The sequence below is a fragment of the Tenacibaculum sp. 47A_GOM-205m genome, assembly GCF_000518405.1.
GTDB classification, from domain to species: Bacteria; Bacteroidota; Bacteroidia; order Flavobacteriales; family Flavobacteriaceae; genus Polaribacter; species Polaribacter lutimaris.
The window spans coordinates 343,578-369,800 of sequence record NZ_JADN01000004.1 but is presented as its reverse complement, the minus strand read 5'-3'; the positions used below and the strand labels follow the sequence as shown (position 1 = coordinate 369,800).

The 26,223-nt window shown below is 32.1% G+C and carries 22 protein-coding genes and 2 tRNA genes; 14 read left to right on the top strand and 10 right to left on the bottom strand.

Annotated elements, in window-relative coordinates; all coding sequences use genetic code 11:
• Positions 1-22: 22 nt before the first annotated feature.
• Positions 23-733 (bottom strand): class I SAM-dependent methyltransferase, encoded by a 711-nt coding sequence (locus N534_RS0105365; protein ID WP_231517305.1) that lies wholly within the window; start codon positions 731-733, stop codon positions 23-25.
• A gap of 56 nt (positions 734-789) precedes the next feature.
• Between N534_RS0105365 and N534_RS0105360 the strand changes: the two genes are divergently transcribed.
• Complete coding sequence (locus N534_RS0105360; protein WP_231517304.1) at positions 790-1,329, top strand: ComF family protein; 540 nt, start codon at positions 790-792, stop codon at positions 1,327-1,329.
• A gap of 54 nt (positions 1,330-1,383) precedes the next feature.
• Positions 1,384-2,982, top strand: coding sequence for an Ig-like domain-containing protein (locus N534_RS0105355; RefSeq protein ID WP_028891498.1), 1,599 nt, complete (start codon positions 1,384-1,386; stop codon positions 2,980-2,982).
• A 46-nt stretch (positions 2,983-3,028) separates the two neighbouring features.
• On the opposite strand, the gene polA is transcribed toward N534_RS0105355, so the two are convergent.
• Positions 3,029-5,860, bottom strand: coding sequence for a DNA polymerase I (polA, locus tag N534_RS0105350; RefSeq protein ID WP_028891497.1), 2,832 nt, complete (start codon positions 5,858-5,860; stop codon positions 3,029-3,031).
• A 172-nt stretch (positions 5,861-6,032) separates the two neighbouring features.
• Here polA and N534_RS0105345 point away from each other — a divergent pair, with 172 nt between their 5' ends.
• Together N534_RS0105345 and N534_RS0105340 are read left to right on the top strand one after the other, a co-directional pair.
• Positions 6,033-7,259, top strand: coding sequence for a metallophosphoesterase (locus N534_RS0105345; protein ID WP_028891496.1), 1,227 nt, complete (start codon positions 6,033-6,035; stop codon positions 7,257-7,259).
• Positions 7,260-7,347: 88 nt separating this feature from the next.
• Positions 7,348-7,641, top strand: a complete 294-nt coding sequence (locus tag N534_RS0105340; protein WP_028891495.1) for a co-chaperone YbbN — start codon at positions 7,348-7,350, stop codon at positions 7,639-7,641.
• On the opposite strand, the gene N534_RS0105335 is transcribed toward N534_RS0105340, so the two are convergent.
• Complete coding sequence (locus tag N534_RS0105335) at positions 7,638-8,267, bottom strand: polysaccharide deacetylase family protein (RefSeq protein WP_028891494.1); 630 nt, start codon at positions 8,265-8,267, stop codon at positions 7,638-7,640. The two genes, N534_RS0105340 and N534_RS0105335, sit on opposite strands and share 4 nt — an antisense overlap.
• Before the next feature lie 3 nt (positions 8,268-8,270).
• On the bottom strand, positions 8,271-11,378 hold the full coding sequence (locus tag N534_RS14450) for a DUF2723 domain-containing protein (RefSeq protein WP_081728286.1): 3,108 nt from the start codon (positions 11,376-11,378) through the stop codon (positions 8,271-8,273).
• Positions 11,379-11,594: 216 nt separating this feature from the next.
• Here N534_RS14450 and N534_RS0105325 point away from each other — a divergent pair.
• The 3 genes from N534_RS0105325 (at position 11,595) to N534_RS0105315 (ending at position 12,403) form a co-directional block, all read left to right on the top strand.
• Positions 11,595-11,665: transfer RNA gene (locus N534_RS0105325), tRNA-Gln, on the top strand.
• A gap of 95 nt (positions 11,666-11,760) precedes the next feature.
• Positions 11,761-11,831 (top strand) — tRNA-Gln (locus N534_RS0105320).
• A gap of 86 nt (positions 11,832-11,917) precedes the next feature.
• Positions 11,918-12,403, top strand: coding sequence for a DUF4252 domain-containing protein (locus tag N534_RS0105315; protein WP_028891493.1), 486 nt, complete (start codon positions 11,918-11,920; stop codon positions 12,401-12,403).
• Positions 12,404-12,500: 97 nt separating this feature from the next.
• Here N534_RS0105315 and N534_RS0105310 read toward each other — a convergent pair whose 3' ends face one another.
• A complete protein-coding gene (locus N534_RS0105310; RefSeq protein WP_028891492.1) occupies positions 12,501-12,848 on the bottom strand; it encodes an arsenate reductase family protein in 348 nt (115 codons plus the stop codon).
• A 107-nt stretch (positions 12,849-12,955) separates the two neighbouring features.
• Here N534_RS0105310 and N534_RS0105305 point away from each other — a divergent pair, with 107 nt between their 5' ends.
• Both N534_RS0105305 and N534_RS0105300 read left to right on the top strand, forming a co-directional pair.
• Positions 12,956-13,411, top strand: a complete 456-nt coding sequence (locus tag N534_RS0105305) for a DinB family protein (RefSeq protein WP_028891491.1) — start codon at positions 12,956-12,958, stop codon at positions 13,409-13,411.
• Between the two features lie 52 nt (positions 13,412-13,463).
• Positions 13,464-14,612 (top strand): cystathionine gamma-synthase, encoded by a 1,149-nt coding sequence (locus N534_RS0105300; RefSeq protein ID WP_028891490.1) that lies wholly within the window; start codon positions 13,464-13,466, stop codon positions 14,610-14,612.
• Between the two features lie 75 nt (positions 14,613-14,687).
• Here the strand turns inward: N534_RS0105300 and N534_RS0105295 are convergent, their stop codons facing one another.
• Positions 14,688-15,296 carry a superoxide dismutase gene (locus N534_RS0105295; protein WP_028891489.1) on the bottom strand — a complete coding sequence of 203 codons (609 nt, stop codon included), beginning with the start codon at positions 15,294-15,296 and terminating at the stop codon, positions 14,688-14,690.
• A gap of 312 nt (positions 15,297-15,608) precedes the next feature.
• Positions 15,609-16,643 carry a class 1 fructose-bisphosphatase gene (fbp, locus tag N534_RS0105290; protein WP_028891488.1) on the bottom strand — a complete coding sequence of 345 codons (1,035 nt, stop codon included), beginning with the start codon at positions 16,641-16,643 and terminating at the stop codon, positions 15,609-15,611.
• A 151-nt stretch (positions 16,644-16,794) separates the two neighbouring features.
• On the opposite strand from fbp, the gene N534_RS0105285 reads away from it, so the two are divergent.
• The 4 genes from N534_RS0105285 to N534_RS0105270 all read left to right on the top strand — a co-directional run bounded on the left by N534_RS0105285 (position 16,795) and on the right by N534_RS0105270 (position 22,154).
• Entirely contained in the window at positions 16,795-18,387 is a 1,593-nt protein-coding gene (locus tag N534_RS0105285) for a hypothetical protein (RefSeq protein WP_028891487.1), read from the top strand.
• A gap of 184 nt (positions 18,388-18,571) precedes the next feature.
• A complete protein-coding gene (locus N534_RS0105280) occupies positions 18,572-19,054 on the top strand; it encodes a GNAT family N-acetyltransferase (RefSeq protein WP_028891486.1) in 483 nt (160 codons plus the stop codon).
• A complete protein-coding gene (locus N534_RS0105275; protein ID WP_028891485.1) occupies positions 19,041-20,294 on the top strand; it encodes an aspartate kinase in 1,254 nt (417 codons plus the stop codon). The genes N534_RS0105280 and N534_RS0105275 overlap by 14 nt, the downstream gene beginning before the upstream one ends.
• A 51-nt stretch (positions 20,295-20,345) precedes the next feature.
• Entirely contained in the window at positions 20,346-22,154 is a 1,809-nt protein-coding gene (locus N534_RS0105270; protein ID WP_028891484.1) for a lysophospholipid acyltransferase family protein, read from the top strand.
• An 87-nt stretch (positions 22,155-22,241) separates the two neighbouring features.
• On the opposite strand, the gene rseP is transcribed toward N534_RS0105270, so the two are convergent.
• The gene (gene rseP / locus N534_RS0105265) at positions 22,242-23,588 is read right to left on the bottom strand and encodes an RIP metalloprotease RseP (protein WP_028891483.1); all 1,347 of its coding nucleotides are present in this window, start codon (positions 23,586-23,588) and stop codon (positions 22,242-22,244) included.
• 160 nt (positions 23,589-23,748) lie between these two features.
• Here rseP and N534_RS0105260 point away from each other — a divergent pair, with 160 nt between their 5' ends.
• On the top strand, positions 23,749-24,423 hold the full coding sequence (locus N534_RS0105260) for an SCO family protein (RefSeq protein ID WP_028891482.1): 675 nt from the start codon (positions 23,749-23,751) through the stop codon (positions 24,421-24,423).
• A gap of 85 nt (positions 24,424-24,508) precedes the next feature.
• Here the strand turns inward: N534_RS0105260 and N534_RS15550 are convergent, their stop codons facing one another.
• Both N534_RS15550 and N534_RS0105250 read right to left on the bottom strand, forming a co-directional pair.
• On the bottom strand, positions 24,509-24,850 hold the full coding sequence (locus tag N534_RS15550; protein WP_028891481.1) for an SdpI family protein: 342 nt from the start codon (positions 24,848-24,850) through the stop codon (positions 24,509-24,511).
• Between the two features lie 3 nt (positions 24,851-24,853).
• On the bottom strand, positions 24,854-26,179 hold the full coding sequence (locus N534_RS0105250; protein ID WP_028891480.1) for a serine hydrolase: 1,326 nt from the start codon (positions 26,177-26,179) through the stop codon (positions 24,854-24,856).
• Positions 26,180-26,223 lie beyond the last annotated feature (44 nt).

Below are 26,223 nucleotides of genomic sequence, written 5' to 3'. Positions count from 1 at the left end.
GTGTTTTGTGCTAATATACTATTTATTTTTTAACACATTTGTAAATAAATGCAGGTGGAAAGTTTAAAGGTTCAAAACTTAAGTCAATATCGTTACCAAAAACATCTTTTAATTTCTTGTAATAAGTTAAACTGTATTGGTATTGAATAAAAGCTCCGTTGGTGGCAAGAAAATTATAATTCTTAACTAAAATAGCATGAGAAATTTCTTTCGGAATAATAGTTAAGGGCAAACTAGAAATAATATAATCTGCTTTAGTGTAGCCTAACTTTTCAAGTTCAGTTTTAATTTTTTCAGCAGAAGCTTTTAGAACTATTAGTTGAGGGTGTTTTATCTTTTGTAACTCTTGATAAAAAGCATCATTAATTTCAAAACAAATTAATATAGTATTGGGGTTTATTTTGTTTAAAATATGATGAGTTATAGCTCCATTACCAGGACCTAGTTCTACAATTACTTTCGCAGTAGTAAAATCAATCTCTTTTAGCATTTTATTAGCCAAATATCTTGAGCTAGGAATAAACGTACCTGATGTTTTGTAGTTTTTTACTGCTTCTTTAAAAAAATTAAATTTAGTGCTCAAAATATCGTTTTCTGTTACTTTTTGTATCTTTCTGTTAAAAAAGGCTTGTAAAGATGCAATTTTTAAAAGACATATTTTATGTATTCTATCCCAATTTATGTATAAATTGTGAAATAGCATTACTTCAAAATGAAAAATTTCTTTGTACATTTTGTAAAAATGATCTACCAATTATAGACGATAATGAGCATATAAATGTTACATTAATGTCAACTTTTTATGGTAGAGTTCCTATAGAAGATGTACGTTCGTTTTTATATTATCAAAAAGATGGAATTACACAAAAACTAATTCATCAATTAAAATATAAAAATCAACCACAAATAGGAGGGTTCATAGGTGAGTGGTTTGGAGATAATTTAGTAGAAGCCAATGTTTTTAAGGGCATAGATTATATTATCCCTGTTCCACTACATCCTAAAAAACAGAGGAAGAGAGGTTATAATCAAGTAACGTTGTTTGGAGAAACATTAAGCAAAATTCTTGGTATTGAATATAAATCAAACGTGCTTATTAGATACTCAACAACTAAAACACAAACATTAAAGCAGCGGTTTGAACGTTTTTCTGACAGCAAAACAAAATTCAAATTAGCAAACACAACAATTTTTGAAAATAAGCATGTTTTATTGATTGATGATGTGATTACTACTGGAGCAACGATAGAAGCTTGTGCAAACGAATTATTAAAAACGAAAAACATAACCATTAGTGTTGCTACCATGGCGTATACTCAAAAAGCATAATAACTTTCCATCTTAATTTACTACTTTTGAAATTGGATTTAAAACCATCAGTTTGTGAAAAATAAACATCTTATTTTAATAACACTTTTTGCTTTTATCATTAGTAGTTGTGCACGTAAAGGAAGACCCGAAGGAGGACCAAAAGATGAAACAGCACCCATTATGGTTACTGCAAATCCGCCATACGAAACCATTCATTTTAAAGAAGATAATATTCGTATTTACTTCGATGAGTATATTGTTTTAAAAGATTTACAAAAACAATTGGTGGTATCTCCTCCAATGAAAAATCCACCACTAATTACTCCGCAAGGAACTCCGAGTAAGTATATCAATATAAAAATATTAGATACTCTACAGCCTAATACAACGTATACGTTTAACTTCGGAAACGCAGTTCAAGATAACAATGAAAACAACAAATTAGAGAGTTTTAAGTATGTGTTTTCTACAGGGAGCTATATTGATTCGTTAAGAATAAAGGGATCTGTTACTGATGCTTTTGATAATAAAGAAGTAAAGGAAGTAAGTGTGTTATTGTATAAGTTAGACAGTGTTTACAACGACTCAATTATTTACAAACAAAAACCAAACTATGTAACCAGTACGTTAGATTCTACAAACTTTGAGTTTAGTAATTTACGTGAAGGGAAATATTTAATGCTTGCTTTAAAAGAGCAAGCAAACGACTATATTTTTAGTAGTAAAAATGATAAAATAGGTTTTGTAACAGATACGATTACATTACCTGCTGATAGTATTATAAACAAGCCAATTCGTTTTTTTAAAGAAATTCAACCGTATGAATTTAAAAGAGGGAAAGAAGTAACTAAAGGAAAAATTCAATTTGGATTTGAAGGAAAGCAGAGTGATATGAATATTGAACTACTTTCTGAAGTTCCACAAGATTTTAAATCATTTTCTCAGTTTGAAAAAGATAAGGATACACTAAACTATTGGTATACCCCGATTGAAAGAGATTCGCTAAACTTTATTGTAAATAACCTAAACTTTAAAGATACAGTTACTGTCTTTTTAAGAAAAAAACAGATTGACTCTTTATCAGTGTCATCAAATGTAGGTAGTGTTTTACATTTAAAAGACACAATGTTTATTCAGACGAACAACCCGATTGTTTCTATTGATAAATCCAAGTTTTCCTTAATAGATAAAGATACTGTTGAGGTAGCGTTTGAATTAAAAAAGCAATCGATTAACAAACTAGCCATCTTGTTTGAGAAGAAACCTAAATTTGGTTACATTTTTAAAGGATTACCGCAAGGAATTATAGATATTTACGAAACTACCAACGATACGTTAAATTACAAGTTTACAACTCGTGCAGTGGATGATTATGGAGGTATAGTATTAGATGTTAAAAAGGAAACACCATACCCAGTAATTATTCAATTATTGGTAAAAGATGAGGTGAAAGAAACAGTGTATCTTTCAGAATCAAAAAAAATAGAGTTTACCCTGTTAGAACCCAAAGAATATGCTATAAGAGCTATTATTGATAAAAATAATAACCGTGTGTGGGATACGGGTAATTTCTTAGAACGTAAACAACCAGAGCAAATTATTTATTACGGAACAGAACTTAAGTTAAGGGCTAACTGGGTAGTACAAAATGAAGTTTTTGTAATTAAATAACACAAGCACTTTTCGAAAAAATACTTGTGTTATTTTGAGGTTGGTGTTAGTGCGCCTCTAACCAATTTGCCCCTGTATCAATTTCAACATCTAACGGAACACTCATTTTAAAAGCGTTTTCCATTTCTTGTTTAATAATGGGTTTTATAACGTCTAACTCGTCTTTATGTGCATCAAAAACCAATTCATCATGTACTTGTAATAACATTTTTGATTTGAAGTTTTCTTGCTCAAATCGCTTGTAAATGTTAATCATGGCAAGTTTAATAATATCTGCAGCTGAACCTTGAATAGGCGCATTTACGGCATTTCTTTCCGCAGCACCACGAACAATAGCATTACGAGAATTGATATCTTTTAAATAACGACGACGTCCTAAAATAGTTTCTACATATCCGTGTTCACGAGCAAAATCTACTTGTTCGGCAATGTAACTTCTCAATTTAGGGTAGGTTGCATAGTATGTGTCAATCAATTCTTTAGCTTCCGAGCGAGTTAAGTCGGTTTGATTGCTCAATCCAAAGGCAGAAACTCCATAAATAATTCCGAAGTTTACTGTTTTAGCATTACTACGTTGTTCACGAGTTACTTCTTCAATAGGAACATTAAACACTTTTGCAGCAGTTGAAGCATGAATATCTTCACCGTGCTGAAAGGCTTTAATCATGGTTTCTTCTTCACTTAAAGCCGCAATGATTCGTAATTCTATCTGGCTATAATCTGCTGCTAATAACACGTAATTTTCATCTCTTGGAATGAAAGCCTTACGCACCTCTTGTCCGCGTTTTGTGCGGATAGGAATATTCTGTAAGTTAGGATTGTTTGAACTTAAACGTCCAGTTGCAGCCACTGCCTGTGCATACACGGTATGTACTCTTCCTGTTTTAGGATTGATTTCGTTAGGAAGCGCATCAACATAGGTGCTTTGTAATTTTTTATATTGACGATATTCTAAAATATCTGACACTATCTGATGGTCTTTAGCTAAGTAAGAAAGCACATCTTCCGCAGTAGAATATTGTCCTGTTTTTGTTTTTTTAGGTTTATCAACTAATTTTAATTTATCAAACAAGATAGGGCCTAATTGCTTTGGAGAAGCAATGTTAAATTCTTCACCTGCTTGCTGGTAAATATTTTGCTCTAATTGTTGAATATCTTTGGTTAACTCTACCGATAGGGACTTTAAAAAGTCAGTATCTAAGTTAATTCCTTCAATTTCCATAGCTGATAATACAGATACCAAAGGAGTTTCAACTTCGTTGAACAGTTTGGTAACGTTTCCGCTTTCTAATTCCTTAGAAAAATGTTCTTTTAACTGATAAGTTACATCAGCATCCTCAACAGCATATTCAGTTTGTTTTGGCAATTCAACTTCACGCATAGAAAGTTGATTTTTACCTTTTTTACCAATTAACTCTGTAATAGAAACAGGTTGGTAGTTTAAATACGTCTCTGAAAGTACATCCATGTTATGACGCATATCTGGATTGATAAGGTAATGTGCTATCATGGTGTCGAATAAGTTACCTTTTACAGGCATGTTATAATTTGACAGTACTTTGATGTCGTATTTTAAATTATGACCTATTTTTTCAATATTCTCTGCTTCAAAAAATGGACGAAATTCTTCTAAAATAGTTTTAGTTTCTTCTTGATTTTCTGGAAAAACAACATAGTACCCTTTACCAATTTCCCAAGAAAAAGCAATACCTATCAATTCCACTTCTAAGGCTTTTAAACCTGTTGTTTCGGTGTCAAAACAAACAGAGTTTTGTTGTAATAACTTTTCTAATAAAAGCTTTCTTGAAAGAGGTGAGTTTACTAATTGGTAAAAATGATTGGTATTTTCAATGGTTTTAAATCCGTTAATATTGGTTTCTTCTGAAGTGTTTCCACTACCCGGAGTAGCAAACAAATCGAATTGACCTGAAGTACTAGCTTTAGCAGCTTTTGGTTTTTCAACTGAAGGGTTGTCTGCTTGATTTTCTTCTGCGGAAGCAAACGTTTTTAAGAAGTTTTCTGTTAGACGACGGAATTCTAAATCGGTGAAAATTTCTTTGGTAGCTTCAATATTAGGTTGCTCAAAAATCAGTTTATCTAATTCCAATTCTACAGGAACATCTAACATGATAGTAGCTAATTGTTTCGAAAGCATACCAAGTTCAGCATTGGCTTCAATCTTTTCTTTCATTTTGCCTTTTAACTCATGAGTGTTAGCAAGCAACCCTTCCATAGAACCATAAGCAGCAATAAACTTTTTAGCTGTTTTTTCACCCACACCAGGCAACCCAGGGATGTTATCAACAGAATCTCCCATCATACCTAAAAAGTCAATCACCTGTAATGGATCTTCAACTTCAAACTTGGCTTTTACCTCTTCAATACCCCATTTTTCGTATCCATTTCCCATACGAGGCGGACGGTACATAAAAATGTTATCAGACACCAATTGAGCAAAATCTTTATCAGGAGTTACCATATAGGTTTGCAAACCTTCTTTTTCAGCTTTTTTGGCAAGTGTACCAATGATATCATCTGCTTCATATCCTTCTTTTATAATAGCAGGAATATTCATTGCTTCCAATATTTTTTCAATATATGGAACCGCTAAACGAATAGCTTCAGGAGTTTCTTGTCGGTTGGCTTTATAATCTCCAAAAGCCTCTACACGATCAACACTACCGCCTTTATCAAAACACACTGCTAAATAATCTGGTTTTTCTCGTTTAATTACGTCCATTAAAGAGTTTGTAAACCCCATAATAGCAGAAGTATCTAAACCTTTAGAGTTGATTCTCGGATTTTTGATGAAAGCGTAATAACCTCTAAAAATTAGTGCATATGCATCGAGTAGAAAAAGTCGTTTTTGATCTGCCATGTTGTATATTGAGTCTGTTGAATTAATTTGTTGATACCTATTTGCTTACGGTAAAAAGGCGATATTGTTTCTTTGTAAGAATTTTGAAGGTAAAGCTACAAAACTTTAACAAGATGTTAAAAACCAATTTTAAGATTCGCTGTATCTTTGTTTATCCTTAAAAATGAAGTAAATGTCTCGTTGGGTAATAACACTTATTATAGTAACAGCAATTATTATTCTGCTCGAAACTTATGCGTTTCAGGCAATAAAAACACTTACTAAAAGTAAAATTGTACAGTATAGTTGGTTGTTTGTAAGCTTGTTGGTATATGCGAACTTTTTCTATGTAATTCTTACATCAGATAGAGGCTCTGGACAAACAATTAAGTTTCAATGGGCTGTGGGGTTGCTTTTACTAGTTTTGGTGCCAAAATTAGTGGTATTATTACTGATGTTTGGTGAAGATGTTGTGAGATTAGTTCAAAAAGGGATTTCTTTTTTTTCTAAGGAAGAAACCAAAGATTTGGCAGGAAGAAGAGCTTTTGTGTCAAAGGTTGCCTTAGGGTTGGCTGCATTACCTTTTGCAAGTATGCTATATGGTATGGTTAAAGGGAAATACAATTACAAAGTATTAAAGTATCAATTAAGCTTTAAAGATTTACCCGAAGCTTTTGATGGTTTTACCATATCTCATATCACCGATATTCATTCTGGAAGTTTTGATAACCATGAGAAAATTCAATATGGAGTAGATTTAATCAATGAGCAACAATCAGACATGATTTTGTTTACAGGAGATATTGTGAATAATTTTGCTCATGAAATGGATGATTGGGTTTCTGTTTTTTCTCAATTAAAGGCTCCTGAAGGTAAGTTTTCTGTTTTAGGTAATCATGATTATGGTGATTATTCAGATTGGAAAAGCCCAAGAGATAAAAAAGCAAACTTTGATGCAATTAAAGATATTCATCCAAAAATAGGGTTTGATTTATTATTAAATGAAAACCGTTATATTGAAAAAGACGGGCAAAAAATCGCGTTGATAGGTGTAGAAAACTGGGGGAAAGGTCGTTTTAGTAAAAAAGGAGATTTAGCAAAAGCTTCTGAAGGGGTAAAGCAAGAAGATTTTAAGATTTTACTTTCCCATGACCCTAGTCATTGGGAGCATATGGTTAAGATAGATGAATACAATTATCAACTTACGCTGAGCGGACATACACACGGGTTACAATTTGGAATTGAAATCCCAGGTTGGTTTAAATGGAGCCCCTCAAAATATGTGTATAAGCAATGGGCTGGATTATATGAAGAGTTTGGTAGGTATATTAACGTAAACAGAGGGTTCGGATACCATGCTTTTCCTGGAAGAGTAGGTATTTGGCCAGAAATTACTGTAATAGAGTTAAAAAAAGCCTGATTTTCAGTATTTTTTAAGAATAAAATAATATTTACCTAACAAAAAATTAGTAATTTTAGGCTCTTTAGTGATTAAACTTATGCAAAAGATGACAAAGTTTGGTGAAATTATAAGTATTAACAAGCCTGTGTTAATTGATTTTTATGCAGATTGGAGTGAGTTTGAGCCTAGTTTAGACACACTTCGTGATGTTGCTGCTGCTTTGGGTGATAAAGCTAAAGTTATCAAAATTGATATTAAAAAGAATGAAATTCTTGCTGAAGCTTTGCGTGTAAAGGGAAATCCTACATTTATGATTTACAAAAATGGGGAAATGAAGTGGCGTCAAACAGGTGAGCAAGATGCAAACACATTAATAGGTTTGGTGCAGCAATACGTTTAATTAATCACCTTAAATTCGTAACCTCTTTCCGAAAATTCTCGAAGTACTTTTGGTAGTGCATAGTACAGCTTTTCACTAGCTTTTATACTGTCGTGAAAAACGATAATACTTCCATTTTTTGTATTATTAAGTACGTTTTTTAAACATTCTTTTTTAGTGATAGTCGGATCAAAATCTGCTGACAATACATCCCACATAATAATTTTATAACCGCTGGCAAGAAGTTGTTTGGCTTGTTTTCTTTTTATTTTTCCATATGGAGGACGAAATAATTTTGTTTTTTGACGTGGTAATAAGCTTTCGCATTTACTAGTGTTTTCAATATAAGCCGTATCACTATTTTTCCAGCCGTTTAAGTGATTAAAAGTATGATTACCTACCGAATGTCCTTCGTTAACTATTCTTGAAAAAACAGCTGGGTGTTTTAGTATGTTGTCACCTATACAAAAAAAAGTGGCTTTCGCATTAAATTGTTGAAGTTGATCAAGTACAAACTCCGTTACTTCTGGAATAGGACCATCATCAAAAGTTAGAAAGATTTCTTTTCTACCAGAAAAAAAAGACCACGTATACTTAGCAAATAAATGTTTAAGTATACGTGGCGTTTTTATAAAATAGAACCTCATTAATTAAGGTTTTATAGAGTCTAATTGTTCTAGTTCTAACTCTTCTTCGGTAGGAGCTCTAAAGAATCTTTCGTGAACCATATAGTCTTGGAATGCTTTTTTACCGTATTCTTCGTCTTTGTCATAACGTACAATTTGCTGAATAATGTTTTGATACATGTATAAATTCGTTTGTATGTTATCTTCTACAAGATAAAGATCTTTAGGTTTAAAAGTAATATAGTATTGTAGTTTTTGTTGAAAAATGTCAATCAATGTTTCAGCAGTTTCACGTGCTTTATCAATGTCACCAATACGGTAGTACAATTCTGGATATCCTAAAGAGAAATTATAGTGATCAAAATCTCTAATAGGCATTTTGTGTAAGGATAAATCTAACACGTCTTTTGCATTTACAGAATCACCTTTTTGTAAAAATTCTTCCGATAAACGAATTAAGTTATTACGTAATGAAATAGCGTTACGTTTACTTTGCTCGTCTAAATAAATTTCTCCATTATTAATAGTTTTCCAATCCCATTTTTTAACATTAGCATACATTTTTTCTGGGTCGATACGTCCCATTTCAAAAATAGATTGTCCTTCATTAGAAGTTTTAATAGGAACTAGTTTGTACGACATTCCGTCTAATTGTAAGTAATCTTTCAACCAAATGTATTCTTCATCAGCATTGGCACCACCTGTGAAATAAAGAGGGCGTTTCCAATCGAAATTGTTTAAGATGTCTAGCATTAATAAACGTGCTTTTGATAAGCCTCTATCATCAACAGTAATGTCAATATAATCTACCATTTTATCAGCGTCTTTTGCTGCTACTAGCCCTGTTTTTAATGCATTTTCTTTATTAACAGGAATACGGATTTTATTGGTTGGATAGAATTTTTCTTTAGCACCATCTCCTGCATCTAAATAGGTAGCGTCGTTATCACTAGCTATCCAACGCATAAAGTCACTAATAGAAAGAACAGAATCTTTTAATTGAGGTATCTCATAATAGTACGCCATATCTAATGTTCCGTACTTATACTGATCGTGCGTTAATTGTGATGGAATAGGATCGGCTGTATACGTTTTCTTTTTCATTTGATCTATATACCAATCTGTTTGAAAAAGACTTGTGTTTACAACTTTGATATCTCTACGTACACCTTCAACTTGTTGCATATACCATAGAGGGAATGTATCGTTATCACCAATGGTGAAAATAATAGCATTTGGATCACAACTTTCTAAATAAGTTTGTGCATTTAATTGTGCTAAATAACGGTCTGATCTATCGTGATCGTCCCAGTTTTGGAAGCCCATTAGTGCAGGAACAGCTACTAATGAAACTACAGAAGTTGCAATAGCAACTACACGTTTGTTAGTATACTTTTTAAAGTAATCATAAAGGGCAAGTACTCCAAAACCAATCCAAATAGCAAAAACATAAAACGAACCAACTACCGCATAATCACGTTCACGTGGTTCAAATGGTTTTGGGTTAGTGTAAAATATAATGGCTAATCCTGTAAATAAGAAAAATAAGGTTAATACATAAAAGCTCTTTTTATCTCTATTAAGTTGATACAACAAACCAATAAGACCTAAAATAAAAGGTAAAAAGAAGTAGGTGTTACGTCCTTTGTTGTTTTTTACATCATCAGGAAGGTTTTGTTGTGAACCTAAGCGGGCTTCATCAATAAAATTAATACCGCTTAACCAGTTTCCGTTTTCAACATCCAAATGTCCTTGAATATCGTTTTGACGCCCTACAAAATTCCACATAAAATAACGCCCATACATATAGCCAAATTGATAATCGACCATAAACTTTATGTTTTCTAAAAAGGTTGGGCGCCTTTTACTTCGAGCAGGAATTCCAGCAATGCTTTTGTATTGTTGTTCCGAAGCAGGATTAACCATACGAGGAATGAATCCTTTGTGTTTACTAGAATAGTTAGGAAGTACGTTTTTGTATCTGTTTACAATAACATACTTTCCATCTATTTTTTCATATTTAGGTTTGTCATCTTTATATGGGTTTTCCGCATCTAGTTCTCTGTCAAAAACAACAGAGTAGTAATTGTCATAAAAAACATTAGCATCACCGTATTGCTCACGGTTGTAGTATGCTAACAATTCACGCGCACTTGATGGATTGTTTTCGTTGATAATCGTGTCAGCATTAGCACGAATAGGTAACATTAACCAAGACGAGAATCCAATCATGATAAATAATACAGAAAGCACTAAGGTGTTTGCAGTAACCATATTCTTTTTACGTGTGTATTTTAATCCGTAAAAGAATAATCCTATCAATACTAATCCGGCAATAATGGTTCCTGTGTTATATGGTAAGCCTATCTGATTAATAAAAAATAATTCAGACGCACTAAAGAACTTTAAAGTAAAAGGGAATAAAAACTTAAACACAAAAGCTAATACTAAAATTGCCACTAACGTTGCAATAGCTGTTGTTTTTACAGTAATGTTCTTATAGGTTTTAAAGAAATATACTAAAACGATTGAAGGAATAACAAGCAATGATAAGATGTGTACACCAAAAGATAACCCTACCACAAAACTTATTAAAACTAACCATTTATTTCCTCTAGGAGTATTTAACTCACTTTCCCAGCGTAATCCTAACCAAAATAGTAGAGCCATTAAGAAAGAAGACATGGCATACACTTCACCTTCTACAGCACTAAACCAAAAACTATCTGAGAATGTGTAAGCTAAAGCTCCTACTAAACCACTACCTAATACAGCAATAGCTTCATTTTTACTAAATTTCCCATTTTTTATTGCCATTTTTCTAGCTAAACTAGTAATGGTCCAGAACATAAATAAAATAGTGAAGGCACTGGCTAAAGCAGACATAAAGTTTACCATTTTAGCTAGTTGACTAGGATCGCTAGTAAACATAGCAAAAAAAGCACCTAACATTTGAAATAAAGGAGCTCCAGGAGGGTGTCCTACCTCTAAATTTACTGCGGTTGCTATATATTCACCACAATCCCATGAACTTACTGTAGGTTCTAAGGTTAGGGTGTAGGTAATTAACGCTATTGCAAATGAAACCCATCCTAAAATGATGTTCCACTTTTTATAGTTAGGCTCAGTCATAGTTTTTTATCTAGATATAAAGTACGAATGTATTAATTACTAATGATTTTTTCGTTGAAAACAAAAATATAATTTTAACGGTTTCTCTAAAATAACCTCCAGTATAAAGTTCTGTTAAATGAAGTTTAAGAGGTTTAAAAAGAAGTAAACAAAAAAAAGTATAAAAAATTTGTTGAAATAAAACTTTGTTTTATATTTGCACCCGCAATAAGCAATTGGCCTATGGTGTAATGGTAACACACCGGTTTTTGGTACCGATATTCAAGGTTCGAGTCCTTGTAGGCCAACAAAATCCTTACGAACTTCGTGAGGATTTTTTTATAAAAAGTGTTTAATGATTTCTAAATATAAAACTTTGTTTTTATATTTGCATTGTAAACATTGGCCCATGGTGTAATGGTAACACACCGGTTTTTGGTACCGATATTCAAGGTTCGAGTCCTTGTGGGCCAACTAAAAAGTCTTAACTGAATAAGTTAAGGCTTTTTTGTTTGTAACAAATTCTTATTAGTGTCGTCTTCATTTAAAACACTATTATTATGAAACGAATTGTAACTATCTTTTTTTGCCTTTTTATATTAAGTACTGCTTTTGCACAAGAACAAAACTTTAAAGAATTCTATCAATCTAATAAAGATAAAGCTGAAGTATCTTTAAATATTCCTAGTTTTTTTGCTAACATGTTCATCTCTGATGAAGACACTGATGAATTTGGAGTGTTTTTAAAGAAATCTAAAAACTATAAAATCATGGTGTTTAATAACAACATGGTTTCTGTTCAAAAAGACTTTCAAAAGTTTGCTAGAAAAAATAAATTAAAAACTTTGGTTAGAGTGAAAGATGGAAAAGAGAGAGTTACAGTATATTTTAGAGAAAGCAAAGATCGTATTAAAGAAATTATTGTTAATGTTCATGATAATACAGATGAGTTAGTTTTATTAGGAATTAAAACCAACCTTACAATGGATGAATTATCAGCTATGGTAGAAGCATCTACAAAAAATAAAAGTATTGCTTCAAATTAAAATACTTCTAAGTTCTCTGAGCGAAGTTGAAGGGAAATTTAGTAAATCTAACCTTGATTATATAGAAAACTCCGACAATTTTTGTCGGAGTTTTTATTTAGTCAAGTATAGCTTTTAAGCTTTCTACTATTTTCTTACTGTTCCCAATAAAAATTTGGTTATCAACAATAAAAACAGGACGTTTTAAAAACGTGTATTCATCTAAAATATACTGACGATAATCAGCTTCAGTAACATTTTGATTTTTCAAATCCATTTCTTTGTACAATTTTGCTCTTTTGTTAAATAAACTCTCATAACTATCTGTCATAGCACGCATTTCTTCTAACTGAGCAACAGTAATTGGTTGGGTTTTTATTTCTTGCTTTTCAAATCCATCAAGATTCACTTCTTTTAAAATTCTTCGGCAAGTATCACAAGTTTGTAAAAAATAAACTTTCTTCATTGTATTATGTTTTTAAGACATTAGTTTTAACCATTAAATAATAAATACTCAATACAGGTTTTCATGGTTAAATAGGTATCTTTGAAATAGCTAAAATAAGTAGAAAAATGAACAAACAATTTGAAGTTTTAAAAAGATCAAGAGAATTAGTTATAAAAAGAATAGAAGGATTAACATCAGAGCAATTACATACAATTCCAGAAGGGTTTAATAACAATATTGCATGGAATGTTGCTCATTTAGTTGTAACACAGCAGTTATTACATTACAAATTATCAGGATTAAATTGTTTAGCTCCAGATGAATTAATTGAAGAGTATAGAAAAGGAACTTTTCCAACGAAAGAATTTACCGAAGAAGAATTTGAGGAAGTAAAAGAGTTATTACTTGGTTTACCAGACACCTTACAAGAAGATTTTGAAGCAGGAATTTTTACAGAATACGAAAAATATGAAACTAGTACAGGTTTTGTAATCGATTCTATTGAAAGTGCTATTGCATTTAATAATTTACATGAAGGAATGCATTTAGGTATTATCATGACTTTAACAAAATTGGTATAATGGCTATTTGTATACCGAATTAACTCTGAAGAAAAACAGCAAATACAAGTAAATGAAGTTTAATACCAAAGCCATACACGGAGGGCAAGAGCACGAAGAAGCTACAGGAGCAGTAATGCCTCCAATTTTTCAAACGTCAACTTATGCACAGTCGAGTCCGGGAGTGAACAAAGGCTATGCGTATTCACGTTCAGCAAACCCTACACGTACCGCCTTAGAAAATGCATTTGCTTCTCTTGAAAATGGAACACACGGATTTGCTTTTTCTTCTGGTTTATCGGCTATTGATTGTGTGCTTCGTACATTAAATCCAGGTGATGAGGTTATTGCAGGCGATGATATTTATGGGGGGACATATAGAATGTTTACAAACATGTTTGAAAAATATGGATTGCAATTTCAGTATGTTGACATGAATGAAGTTGCCAATGTAGTTAATGCAATTTCAGAAAAAACAAAACTAATTTGGATAGAAACACCTACGAATCCGTTAATGAAAATTGCGGATATAGAGGAAATAACCAAAGCAGTGAAAAATAAAAAACCGGCTATTGTAGTAGCGGTAGATAACACTTTTGCAACACCGTATTTACAGCGTCCGTTAGATTTGGGTGTAGATATCGTAATGCATTCAGCAACTAAGTATTTAGGAGGGCATTCCGATTTAGTGATGGGAGCTTTAATGACTAAAAATGCTGAGTTGGCAGAACAATTACACTTTATTCAGTTTGCTGCAGGAGCTATTGCAGGACCTATGGATTCGTTTTTAGCACTTCGTGGAGTAAAAACCTTGCATTTACGCATGCAACGTCATTGTGAAAATGGAAAAGCAGTAGCTAAATATTTATCAGAACATCCAAAAGTAGGAGAGGTGTTTTATCCGGGATTAGAAAATCATCCAAATCATGAAATAGCCAAAAAGCAAATGGATGATTTTGGAGGTATGGTTTCTTTTAGATTGAAAGATGAAAGTAAACAAGCAGCTTTAACTTTTTTAGAAAATACTAAAATATTTACGTTAGCAGAATCACTAGGAGGAGTAGAAAGCTTGGTAAGTCATCCAGTAACGATGACGCATGCATCTATTCCTGAAGCGGATCGTTTAAAAATAGGAATTACCGATTCTTTAATTCGCTTGAGTGTTGGGGTAGAAGATATAGACGATTTATTGGCTGATTTAGAAGAAGCGCTTTCAAAGTAGAAAGGCTATTAAAAATAAAAACAAAAAAAACCGAAGTACACGTACTCCGGTTTTTTTATTGTACAAAAGGTAAAATTATTTAGCTTCTGCGTATCTTCTTTCTACTTCGTTCCAGTTAACTACATTAAAGAAAGCCTCAATATAGTCAGGACGACGGTTTTGGTAGTTTAAGTAGTAAGCGTGTTCCCAAACGTCTAATCCTAAAATAGGAGTTCCGCCACAAGTAACACCAGGCATTAAAGGGTTGTCTTGATTAGGAGTAGAGCAAATTTCTACTTTACCTCCTTTGTGTACACATAACCAAGCCCATCCTGAACCAAACTGTGTAGCAGCTGCTTTAGAGAAAGCATCAATAAAAGCTTCTTTCGATCCGAACTCAGCTTCAATAGCATCTCTTAACTCACCTGTTAAATACCCTCTATCTTCTGGGTTCATTACTGTCCAGAATAAAGAGTGGTTGTAAAAACCACCACCGTTATTACGAACAGCAGCATTACTCATGTCTAAATTAGTTAAAATATCTTCGATAGATTTTCCTTCTAAATCAGTACCTGCAATAGCATTATTTAAGTTGTTTGTATATCCTTGGTGGTGCTTCGTATGGTGAATTTCCATAGTTCTAGCATCTATATTTGGTTCTAAAGCGTCGTAAGCATATCCTAATTCTGGTAATTCGAAAGCCATAATTATTTGTTTTTAAATAGGTTAAATTTTTCGTTTTTCTGAATGTAAATTTAACCCAAAAAAATAAGGCAAACAACTGTTTGCCTTATGGATAATTTATTTAAGTATAAATAATAACTATTATTTAATTTTTGACTTGATGAATAGTAGTAAGGTAATAACTCCTATTATTTTTGAAATAATAATAGCTAAATGCCAATAACTCATAACAAAATACGTGTCATGTATGTTAATAGCCTAGGTTTTTATCTTTAAAAAAAGAACCTATTGCTAATATTAAACAGATTAATATTACAAGCCATTTTACCACGATTAATAGTTTGGTTTATCATCAGCAGAAAATTCACTCATAAATTCTTCTGCTTTTTCTACCATTTGTATACTTCCGCAGTAAAAAGGAACACGTTGATGTAGCTCGGTTGGTTTAATGTCCATGATACGTGTAAATCCGTCAGAAGCTTTACCACCAGCTTGTTCACAAATAAAAGCCATAGGATTACATTCGTATAATAAACGTAATTTTCCTTTAGGAGTGATGGCTGTAGCAGGGTAAATATATACACCACCTTTAATCATATTTCTATGGAAGTCTGACACTAACGATCCAATATAGCGTGCAGTATACGGACGGTTATCAGCCTCGTTTAATTCTTTACAGTGAATTAAGAAACGTTTCATTCCTTCTTGGAAATGGGTGAAATATCCTTCACTTACTGAGTAAATTCTACCAATCTCAGGGAATTGCATGTTTGGGTGTGATAAGTAAAAAGTTCCGATAGCTGGATTTAAAGTGAATCCGTTAACACCATTACCAGTTGTAAAAACTAACATAGTTGAAGTTCCGTAAGCTACATAACCAGCAGCTACTTGCTCGCTACCTTTTTGTAAGAAGTCTTCTTTAGTAACTGGAGTTCCTACAGGAGAAATTCTTCTGTAAATAGAAAAAATAGTTCCAACAGATACGTTTACATCAATGTTAGATGATCCGTCTAATGGATCCATTAATAAAACATATTTATTTTCGTTGGCTTTATTGTTTCCTTCAACAATTACAAAGTCGTCTTCCTCTTCACTGGCAATACCACAAACAATTTCACGGTTAATTAGTGTTTGTTTGAATAAATCATTAGCTAAAACATCTAGTTTTTGCTGCGCCTCACCTTGTACATTAATATCTCCAGCAGCTCCAGTAATGTCTACCAATCCTGCTTTTCTAATTTCGTGATTCACCACTTTGGCAGCAAGGCGAATAGAGTTTATTAAACGAGATAATTCACCAGAAGAATACTTGAAATCCTTTTGTTTACTGATGATGAACTCACCAAGAGTCATATGTCTATTATTCATGTTAAATGTTTGTGTTGTGTGTACAAAGATGCCAACTTTTTAGAGTAACTACAACGATTTTGAATATTTATTTTTTAAATAATAGTTTTTTTTATTAAGTAAAAAATGTTTTTATATATTCGCAACTGTTAAAAAAATCTTAAAAATTTATATGAAAAAATTACTACTCCTTGTAGCGTTCTTATCATACGCTAATTCTTTTTCTCAAAGTGCCGATTTAGATAGAGAATATTTTAATGTTTCTTATGTAAAACTTCCGAGCACCCCGATTTTAGAAAATGATAAAAGAACATATTCTATTAACCTTAGAGGTGTTTCAATTGAAGGATTTTCAAGAGTAAATTATCCAGGTATACTAGATGTTAACTATAATTTTAGTGGAACAACTGTAAGAAATGTAAAGATTGATAAAATTAAGCACGAAAAGAAAGATAAAGATGGAAATGTAACATCTACTTGGTATACTTATAAAGCTAAAGCAAGTTTTACATCAAGTGCAGGAATTACAGTTATTAATGCTTTAACAAAAGAAAGTAATGAAAAAGCCTTTCAAGAAAGTTCAGATTATACAAGCGATGAGTTTTCCAGCTATTATAAAGCTGAAAGACATTATGCTTTAAATAAATATGATATAAAAAACAATCATGCATCTAAGCATAAATCTCTGATTAAAAATAGTGTAAGGTATTATCTTAATAGTAAATATGGTTATGTTCCTTATACCAATCAAAATGAGTTCTTATGGATTTTAGGTTCAAAAAAGCATCCTGAATATGCAAAACATCATGAAGCATATCAAAAGGTAAAAGAAATCTTTGCTAAAATGAAGTATGATGAGCCAACTGATGAAATGGCAAAAGAACTAGAGCCTATAATTGCTTATTTTAATGATGTTGTTCCAAGATTTGAAGGAAACAAACGTAAACTAAGAAAGGTAAGATATGCCAGTTATTATAATATAGCTAAGATTTATTACTATTTAGACATGCCTGAAAAGGTAAAAGAGTATGCTCAGAAAATAATAGATAACGATTACGATAAGTCTGATGGTAAAGGTTTTATAAGAACAGCAGAGGATCTTATTGAAACGTTAAAGCGTAATCAAATGAGCTCTCGTCATATGAAAGTACTTACAGAAGACCTTAGAAATGATGTGGTAGAGGAAGAAGAGGTTGTTGTAGAAGAACAATCAAAAGAAAATGAAATAAGTTTAGAGTTACAAAAAGCCTATTTAGTTTCTGCTAAAAACGATACACTTCTTCTTAATATTAACAATAATGACATCTCAAAAATAGGTCATACAATTAAAACAGTTCAGTTAGATGGTAAAGGAGAGTTAGTGGGTGTATTAACTAAAAATGCTAGTGACTGTAAAGAAGTTTTATTTATTGATGGAACTCGATATAAAAACATCAATTTTAAGGAATCGGCTGCTAAATCAGGAGCTGTTAAAATTTCAAGTTCAGGTAAATTATGTAAAGTGCTTTTCGAATCAGACAAAATAGGATTATATAAATTTAATGATACAGAATTAGTAATTCTTCCCGCTGGTAGTGAAAAAGGAGTGTCTACTTCAGGAATGAGCTTTGTATTTGGGTTTGATAAAAACTTAGTCAAAATAGCTAAAGACTGTCCTGCTGTTGCAAAGAAAGCAGGAGAAAAGTCGTATAAAAACACAGAAGAAAGTTTACTAAAGTTTTGTGAAGAATTAACCAACTGTGAGGGGGATCAAGCATCAAAATAAAAGCTAATTAATGATAAAATAAAAAGCAACCTTTAAAGGTTGCTTTTTTTATATCTTAGAATTTAAAAATTCTTGTAAAAACAGTTAGAATGGAAAATTCAACAAAAAAATATGATGTGTTTTAATTTTTTATTTGTTTTAATAGAATATTTTAAGAAAAGTATCTTTACCCAAAAATTAAGAAATGAGTTTTATTATTAGAGTAGGAGAACAGAAAGACGCACAAGCTATTTTAGATTTAATAGTGGAGCTAGCTGTTTTTGAAAAAGAACCAGATGCGGTTGAAGTTACAGTTGAAGATATCGTAAAAGATGGTTTTTCAGATGCGCCAAAGTTTAAAACCTTTGTGGCAGAAGAGGATGATAAAATTATAGGAATGGCTTTGTTTTATGAGCGTTATTCTACATGGAAAGGAAAGGCAATTCACCTAGAAGATTTAATGGTAACACAATCTAAAAGAGGTATTGGAGCAGGAAAAGCACTGTACACTTCTGTACTAAAGTATGCCTATGAAAATGGATGCAAAAGAGTAGCTTGGGAAGTCTTAGATTGGAATACAGGTGCTGTAGATTTTTATAGAGGTACTGGAGCAACAGTGTATGAAGAGTGGAGAGTATGCCATATGAATGAACAAAACTTACAACAATTTTGTAATGAGAATATTTAAGTTTGGAGGAGCATCAGTAAAAGATGCGAGTGGAGTGAAAAATGTTGCAAAAGTATTGCGACATGAAGGAATAGAAAATACGTTAGTAGTAATTTCTGCCATGGGAAAAATGACCAATGCTTTTGAACGTTTGGTCGATGGTTATTTTTATAAGAAGGAAGATTTTGAAGAAGCTTTAAGTTTTATTGAGAACTTCCATCAACAAATGATGAATGATTTATTCACTCCAAATCACGAGATATACCACAAGGTAAATCATTTATTTGGCGAGCTGAGTGGATTTATGGTGCGAAATACTTCTAAAGATTACAATTTTGTATATGACCAAATGGTTGGTTTTGGTGAATTATTATCAACAACTATTGTAAGTGCATATTTGTCTGAAATAGGAGTTAACAATCAATGGTTAGATGTAAGAGAATTAATTAAGACTGATGGTAATTACCGTGATGCTAAGATTGATTGGGAGAAAACTCAACAACAAATTCAAGATAAAGTTGATACTTCTCAATTGAATATAACCCAAGGATTCTTAGGAGGTTTTGGAGAACAAACAACAACGCTGGGTAGAGAAGGTTCCGATTATACCGCAGGTATTTTTGCCTATTGTTTGGATGCTGATAGTGTTACTATTTGGAAAGATGTAGAAGGGGTGTTGAATGCTGATCCTAGAGTGTTTTCGGAAACAGCTTTGTTAAAAGAAATCTCGTATACAGAAGCTATTGAAATGGCGTTTTACGGAGCATCGGTAATTCACCCAAAAACAATTCAGCCTTTAGAACAAAAAAACATTCCGCTGTATGTGCGTTCTTTTGAAGATGTTACAAAATCTGGAACGTGTGTTGGAAGAGGGAAAAAAATAACACCAGAAGTTCCTTGTTTTATCGTAAAGAAAAATCAAATTTTAGTAGCAATCTCTGCAAAAGATTTTTCATTTATGGTAGAAGATAATATCAGTGATGTTTTTAAAAAATTACACGAATACAAATTAAAAGTAAACTTAATTCAAAATTCTGCTATTAGTTTTTCTGTTTGTATTGAAGACAAGTACAACCATTTTAAAGATTTTTATAATGATTTAAAAGGAGCGTATAAGATTAAAGCTTACGAAGATACAACGTTGTTTACCATCCGTCATTTCGATGATGAAGCGATAGAAACTATTAGAAAGCGAGGAAAATCTATCATTCGACAGATTAATACAGAAACGGCGCAATTAGTGATTCAAGAAAACGTTTAAAGCTAGCAAAAAATGATTTATATTTGCAGTTATGTCAATTGATAACTGTGTATGGGATTAGTAACACCTAAAGAAGTTGCAAAAGCAATAGGGGCTGATAAGTTCGGGGTTTTCGGAACGTTTTCAGGATGGTTGCTGATGAAAGTTCTACGAATTTCAAAAGCTAATGAAGTTTATAACAAGCACAAGCATAAAAAAGATTTACCTTTTTTAAATGGTTTGCTTGATGAGTTTCAGATAGAGTTTGAAATTCCTGAAGAAGATTTAAAACGTATTCCAAAAGAAGGACCGTTTATAACCATTTCTAATCATCCGTTAGGAGGAATAGATGGTATCTTGTTATTAAAGCTTTTATTAGAGCATAGAGATGATTATAAGATAATCGCCAACTTTTTGCTACACAGAATAGAGCCGTTAAAGCCTTATGTAATGCCAGTAAATCCTTTTGAAAATCATAAGGATGCAAAATCGAGTGTTGCTGGAATTAAAAATGCTTTACTGCATTTAAAAGAAGGAAAACCTTTAGGGCTTTTTCCTGCAGGGGAAGTATCTACATATCGTGATGGAAAATTAATGGTAGATAAAGAATGGGAGCAAGGAGCTGTTCGTTTGATAAAAAAAGCGAAGGTACCGGTAATTCCTATTTATTTTCATGCTAAAAACAGTCAGTTGTTTTATACGCTATCTAAAATTAGTGATACCTTAAGAACAGCAAAGCTTCCATCGGAATTACTATCTCAAAAAAATAGAGTTATAAAAGTAAGGATTGGTAAGCCAATATCAGTAAAAGACCAAGATGCTTATCCTGAAATTCCAGAGTTTTATCAGTTTTTACGTAGAAAAACGTACATGTTGGCGAATCCATATGAGAAAGCTTCTCAAAAGATTTTATCAACACAAAACCTTAAAATTCCGAAGAAAGCTAAAAATATTACTTCTCAAAAGTCGCCAGAGCTATTTATAAAAGAAGTAGATGCTTTGCGTGAGAAAGGAAGCAGGTTGTTAGAAAGTAAAAACTATGAAGTGTTTTTTGCAACAGCAAAAGAGATTCCTAATATTTTACATGAAGTAGGTCGTTTACGCGAAATTACCTTTAGAGAGGTTGGAGAAGGAACTAACAAGCCAATTGATTTAGATAGGTTTGATAAATACTATCACCATTTATTTTTGTGGGATAACGAACAAAAGAAGTTGGTTGGAGCTTATAGAATGGGCTTAGGAAAAGATATCTTTAAAAAGCATGGTGTAAATGGTTTTTACATTCACACATTGTTTAGAATTGAACCAGAGTTGTACCCAATGATGGAAAAAACCATCGAAATGGGGCGTGCTTTTATCATTAAAGAGTATCAACAAAAACCAATGCCATTATTCTTATTATGGAAAGGTATAGTACACGTTACGTTACGTTACCCAGAACATAAATATTTAATGGGAGGAGTAAGTATTAGTAACCAGTTTTCTGAGTTTTCAAAATCGCTGATGATTGAGTTCATGAAGTCACATTACTACGATCCGTATGTGGCACAATACATTCATCCGAAGAAAGAATTTAAGGTGAAGTTGAAAGATGCTGATAAAGACTTTGTTTTTGATGCTACTGAAGCTGATATGCAAAAGTTCGATAAATTGATTGATGAACTTGAACCAGGAGAATTACGTATTCCTGTTTTAATAAAGAAGTACGTAAAGCAAAATGCACGTTTAGTTGCTTTTAATGTAGATCCGAAGTTTAATAATGCGATTGATGGATTAATGTATATAAAGGTAGCTGATATACCAGAAAGCACTGTAAAACCAGTTATGGAAGAGTTTCAAGCAGAGTTAGAGCGTCGTGCAGCTGAAAACTTAAATAAGTAATCAAGCGAAGTTAAAATATAACATAAATAAAAAAGCATCGTACTCAAGTAGTACGATGCTTTTTTTAGTTTGTATTATTTATAAGGTTTACTTAAACAACCTAAATATATCGTTTCCGTTAGCAAATAGTAATAATGCTATTAATAAGATAAACCCTGTGATTTGAGCATACTCTAAGAATTTGTCTCCTGGTTTTTTACCCGTAATCATTTCCCATAAAGTAAATACTACGTGACCACCATCTAAAGCAGGAATAGGTAATAAATTCATGAATCCTAACATGATTGATAAAAACGCTGTAATATTCCAGAATGTTTCCCAGCTAAATTCTGAAGGGAATATACTTCCGATAGAAATAAACCCACCTAAACCTTTATAAGCACCTGTACTCGGATTTAAAATCTTTTTCATTTGCTTAATATAGTTGGTTAAGGTTGTCCAAGCTTTGTTTGTTCCTGCAGGAATAGCTTCTCCAAAAGAATAACTTCTTTCAGCTAAAGTGTAATACCCTAATCTTTCTAAATCTGGTAAAGACAAACCAGCTATACCAACACCTAATTTTGCCTCTTCAGTTACTTTTACAGGAAGAGTTACGTTTTGGTTGTTTCTTTTAACGGTAATATTTATTTCTTGACCTTTGTTTTTGTCTAATTCAATTTGAGCCTGATCAAAATAGGTTATTGGTGTTCCATTAATAGAAGTTACAATATCTTTTTTTTGTAAACCACTTTTACTGTTAGGAGAATCTTCTGGAACTTGAGCAATTACAAAAGGTTGTCTATAACTTATAAAAGCACCAGCATCTTTACCTCTGTCAACTAATTTTGAGATAAAATCTGTTGGAATTTCTTTTTCAAGAACAGTTCCGTTTCTTTCTATCGTATAATTATGACCATTAATAAATCCTAAAGGAAGTTCTCCAAATTTCTCAATTTTTTGTCCGTCAATTGTTAAGATTTTATCTCCCGTTTCTAAACCTAAGTCTTTACCTAATTGATCTTGTACCCAAACACCATCTTTTAAGCTATCATTCGGAAGGTATTTTTCACCATACGCCCACATTAAACAGATGTAAATTAAAATACCTAGTATAAAGTTTACAATAACCCCACCTAGCATAATAATTAAACGTTGCCATGCAGGTTTAGAACGAAACTCCCATGGTTGAGCAGGTTTTTGCATTTGTTCGGTATCCATACTTTCGTCTATCATACCTGCAATTTTAACATAACCTCCTAACGGAATCCAACCAATACCGTATACCGTTTCTCCAACTTTCTTTTTAAATAATGAGAATTTATAATCGAAGAATAGGTAAAACTTCTCTACACGGGTTTTAAATAATTTAGCAGGAATAAAATGTCCTAATTCATGTAAAACAATTAGGAGCGATAAGCTTAAAATAAATTGTGATGCTTTTATTAAAATTTCCATAAATGGTGTTCGTCTAAATTTAAAATCTGACAAATGTACGTTTTTAAGTACAGTTCTAAAAGTTTGTAATTGACTTGCGCTTTTGTTTTAACAAACTTTTTAGTGTTGCTGCATTAAAGCCTGTATTTTTAGTCGTATTTTTGTTGAAAATTTTAGTACTGTGGATGTTAAATTCTTTAAAAAATCAAAAAGCACCTTAATTTTTATACTTATTTTTAGTGCTATTGGAGTTCCTGTATTTTATCATTTAGTAAAGGTTGATACAAAATTACCTATTTATAATCCGGCAGATATCAATCCAAAACTAGTTGATGCTTCTGTAAGAAATAGAACCAAAAACCATAAAGTAGGAGATTTTAAATTGATAAATCAAAATGGAGATACCATTACCAATGCTGATTATAAAGATAAAATATATATAGCAGATTTCTTTTTTACACGTTGCCAAACAATATGTATTGCGATGGCATATAATATGAGTGAGTTGCAAGAGCATTATAAGAATGATGATGATATTATGTTTTTATCGCATTCTGTTACTCCAGTTATGGATAGTGTACCACAATTACGAAAATATGCTACTGAAAAAGGAGTGATTGATGGGAAATGGAATGTAACCACAGGTGAAAAAAAGCATATTTATAATTTAGCACGTAAACATTATTTTGCAGTGTTAGATGAAGGCGATGGAGGAGAGAGTGATTGGGTTCACACCGAAAACTTTGTGTTAATAGATAAAGAAGGTCGTATTAGAGGTTCGTATGATGGAACAAAAAAAGAAAACATGCAAAAAATAATAGATGATATTACTCTGTTAAAAGAAGAGTATAAATAGTAAATTCTAGAAATACTTATATAAAGAAAAGCCCTTGATGTTTAGCTAAACATCAAGGGCTTTTCTTTATAGTGGAAATAAGTTTTTATTTTTTGTTTCCGTCTTCATCAAAATTTTTGTTAATCTCTTGTTCTGTTTTAATTACAGATACCGCTAACGACAATAACATAATTGCCATAGGTTGCCATGTTAATTCTTTTGATAGGTACGCTAAAATTAAAGCTGCAACTAACGAAATTGCCGAATATTTCATAAACTCCTTAGTAAAAAACGCATTAGCGAATTGCCAAATAGTGTCATTTTTCATGGTTTTGTTAGTACGATAACCGTAAATCGCATTGATTTTTTTCGGAGGGAAAAAATGAAAAACAACACTGAACAAAAGAAGTACTCCATTTATAGAAAGCACATAATAAAAAGGATTCATGTTTTAATGTTTAATAGAATTTATAATTCCTTTTAATAAGGTATTTACATCTGCATTTTTGGTAAGCCCTGTACGAACGACAACCAAATCTTGATCTGGCAAAATAAATACATTTTGACCTTTATAACCATTAAAAGAATACATATTTTTAGGAACATCAGGATATTTTCCTCCAGCATTTAACCAAATTTGAGTGCCATATTCTCCGTTTGAAGTTGGAGTAGGTGTCGTGGCGTAGTTAACCCAGTCTTTGTCAAACAAATGTTCTCCGTTCCACTCTCCATTATGTAGGTATAATAAGCCTAGTTTAGCCCAATCTCTTGCAGTTGCCCAAGCGTAAGAAGAGCCTACGAAGTGATTGCTCATGTCGGTTTCTACAATCATAGAGTTCATGCCAATTTTATCAATTAAACCGGTATACCAAAAATCAAGATACTCTTGGTGTGTGTCGAATTTTGTTCGTAAAATACCAGAAAGCACGTTAGAGGTTCCTGAAGAATAATTCCAAGTTTCATTGGGTTTCCCTATTAAAGGCTTTCGCACTTGTGTTTTAGTCATGTCTTTTTCTAAAAACAACATTTTTGTAACGTCAGAAATGGTATTGTAATCCTCTTCCCATTCTAAACCAGAATTCATTTGTAACAAATTATGAATTGTAATATTTTTACGATTGTCGTTTTCCCATTCAGAAAACAAGTTGTTTTCTTGAACATCAACTTTTCCTTGACATTTTAAAATTCCGAACAAAGTACCCGTAATACTTTTGGTCATAGACCAACCTAGTTGCTTCGATTCTTTGGTAAAACCAGTATCGTATTTTTCAGCAATAATTTTGTTTTTATATACCACTATTACTGAACGTGTTTGATTTCTATCATTAAAAATAGTATCAATAGTCTCATTTAGTTTTGTATAATCAATGTTAGCGAAAATAGTGTCTTTATGATCTGCATTTCCGTAAGGAAATGGAGTTGTATTGTCTGGTTTAGAACGTTTTGGAGTGAGTTGAGGTTTGGTGATGTCAAAATCATCTGTAACTAAAACAGCACCAAGTCCTTCTCTGTATACAGCCTTTCTTTTTAGTAAACCGTATACTGAACCTGTAGCTGATTTTTCTTCAACATTAATTTCATCAGAAGTTACGTTGATAGGTGAAAAATTATTGTCGTTTGCATCGGTGAATTCTAAACTTCTTCCGGCAAGAAAAACTGATGAAGCAGTGTTTTTGGCAGAGTATCCTGCAAGGATATTTAACTTTGGATAGTTGTAATAAATCGTAATAGCTAAGGCTATTACAACGAGTAAAAGTATTCTTTTAAAATTTTTCATGTGAGAGGTTTCTAGCAAATGTAAGAATTTAATTGTTTGATGTT

What these genes read in the sequence shown, in the direction of transcription:
- N534_RS0105345 (WP_028891496.1), top strand. Translation starts at nt 6,033, where the DNA reads ATGTCTCGTTGGGTAATAACACTTATTATAGTAACAGCAATTATTATT.
- N534_RS0105300 (WP_028891490.1), top strand. Translation starts at nt 13,464, where the DNA reads ATGAAGTTTAATACCAAAGCCATACACGGAGGGCAAGAGCACGAAGAA.
- N534_RS0105295 (WP_028891489.1), bottom strand. Translation starts at nt 15,296, where the DNA reads ATGGCTTTCGAATTACCAGAATTAGGATATGCTTACGACGCTTTAGAA.
- N534_RS0105280 (WP_028891486.1), top strand. Translation starts at nt 18,572, where the DNA reads ATGAGTTTTATTATTAGAGTAGGAGAACAGAAAGACGCACAAGCTATT.
- N534_RS0105315 (WP_028891493.1), top strand. Translation starts at nt 11,918, where the DNA reads ATGAAACGAATTGTAACTATCTTTTTTTGCCTTTTTATATTAAGTACT.
- N534_RS0105365 (WP_231517305.1), bottom strand. Translation starts at nt 733, where the DNA reads ATGTACAAAGAAATTTTTCATTTTGAAGTAATGCTATTTCACAATTTA.
- N534_RS0105275 (WP_028891485.1), top strand. Translation starts at nt 19,041, where the DNA reads ATGAGAATATTTAAGTTTGGAGGAGCATCAGTAAAAGATGCGAGTGGA.
- N534_RS0105270 (WP_028891484.1), top strand. Translation starts at nt 20,346, where the DNA reads ATGGGATTAGTAACACCTAAAGAAGTTGCAAAAGCAATAGGGGCTGAT.
- N534_RS0105310 (WP_028891492.1), bottom strand. Translation starts at nt 12,848, where the DNA reads ATGAAGAAAGTTTATTTTTTACAAACTTGTGATACTTGCCGAAGAATT.
- N534_RS0105250 (WP_028891480.1), bottom strand. Translation starts at nt 26,179, where the DNA reads ATGAAAAATTTTAAAAGAATACTTTTACTCGTTGTAATAGCCTTAGCT.
- rseP (WP_028891483.1), bottom strand. Translation starts at nt 23,588, where the DNA reads ATGGAAATTTTAATAAAAGCATCACAATTTATTTTAAGCTTATCGCTC.
- polA (WP_028891497.1), bottom strand. Translation starts at nt 5,860, where the DNA reads ATGGCAGATCAAAAACGACTTTTTCTACTCGATGCATATGCACTAATT.
- N534_RS14450 (WP_081728286.1), bottom strand. Translation starts at nt 11,378, where the DNA reads ATGACTGAGCCTAACTATAAAAAGTGGAACATCATTTTAGGATGGGTT.
- N534_RS0105340 (WP_028891495.1), top strand. Translation starts at nt 7,348, where the DNA reads ATGACAAAGTTTGGTGAAATTATAAGTATTAACAAGCCTGTGTTAATT.
- N534_RS0105335 (WP_028891494.1), bottom strand. Translation starts at nt 8,267, where the DNA reads ATGAGGTTCTATTTTATAAAAACGCCACGTATACTTAAACATTTATTT.
- N534_RS0105305 (WP_028891491.1), top strand. Translation starts at nt 12,956, where the DNA reads ATGAACAAACAATTTGAAGTTTTAAAAAGATCAAGAGAATTAGTTATA.
- N534_RS0105360 (WP_231517304.1), top strand. Translation starts at nt 790, where the DNA reads ATGTCAACTTTTTATGGTAGAGTTCCTATAGAAGATGTACGTTCGTTT.
- N534_RS0105285 (WP_028891487.1), top strand. Translation starts at nt 16,795, where the DNA reads ATGAAAAAATTACTACTCCTTGTAGCGTTCTTATCATACGCTAATTCT.
- fbp (WP_028891488.1), bottom strand. Translation starts at nt 16,643, where the DNA reads ATGAATAATAGACATATGACTCTTGGTGAGTTCATCATCAGTAAACAA.
- N534_RS15550 (WP_028891481.1), bottom strand. Translation starts at nt 24,850, where the DNA reads ATGAATCCTTTTTATTATGTGCTTTCTATAAATGGAGTACTTCTTTTG.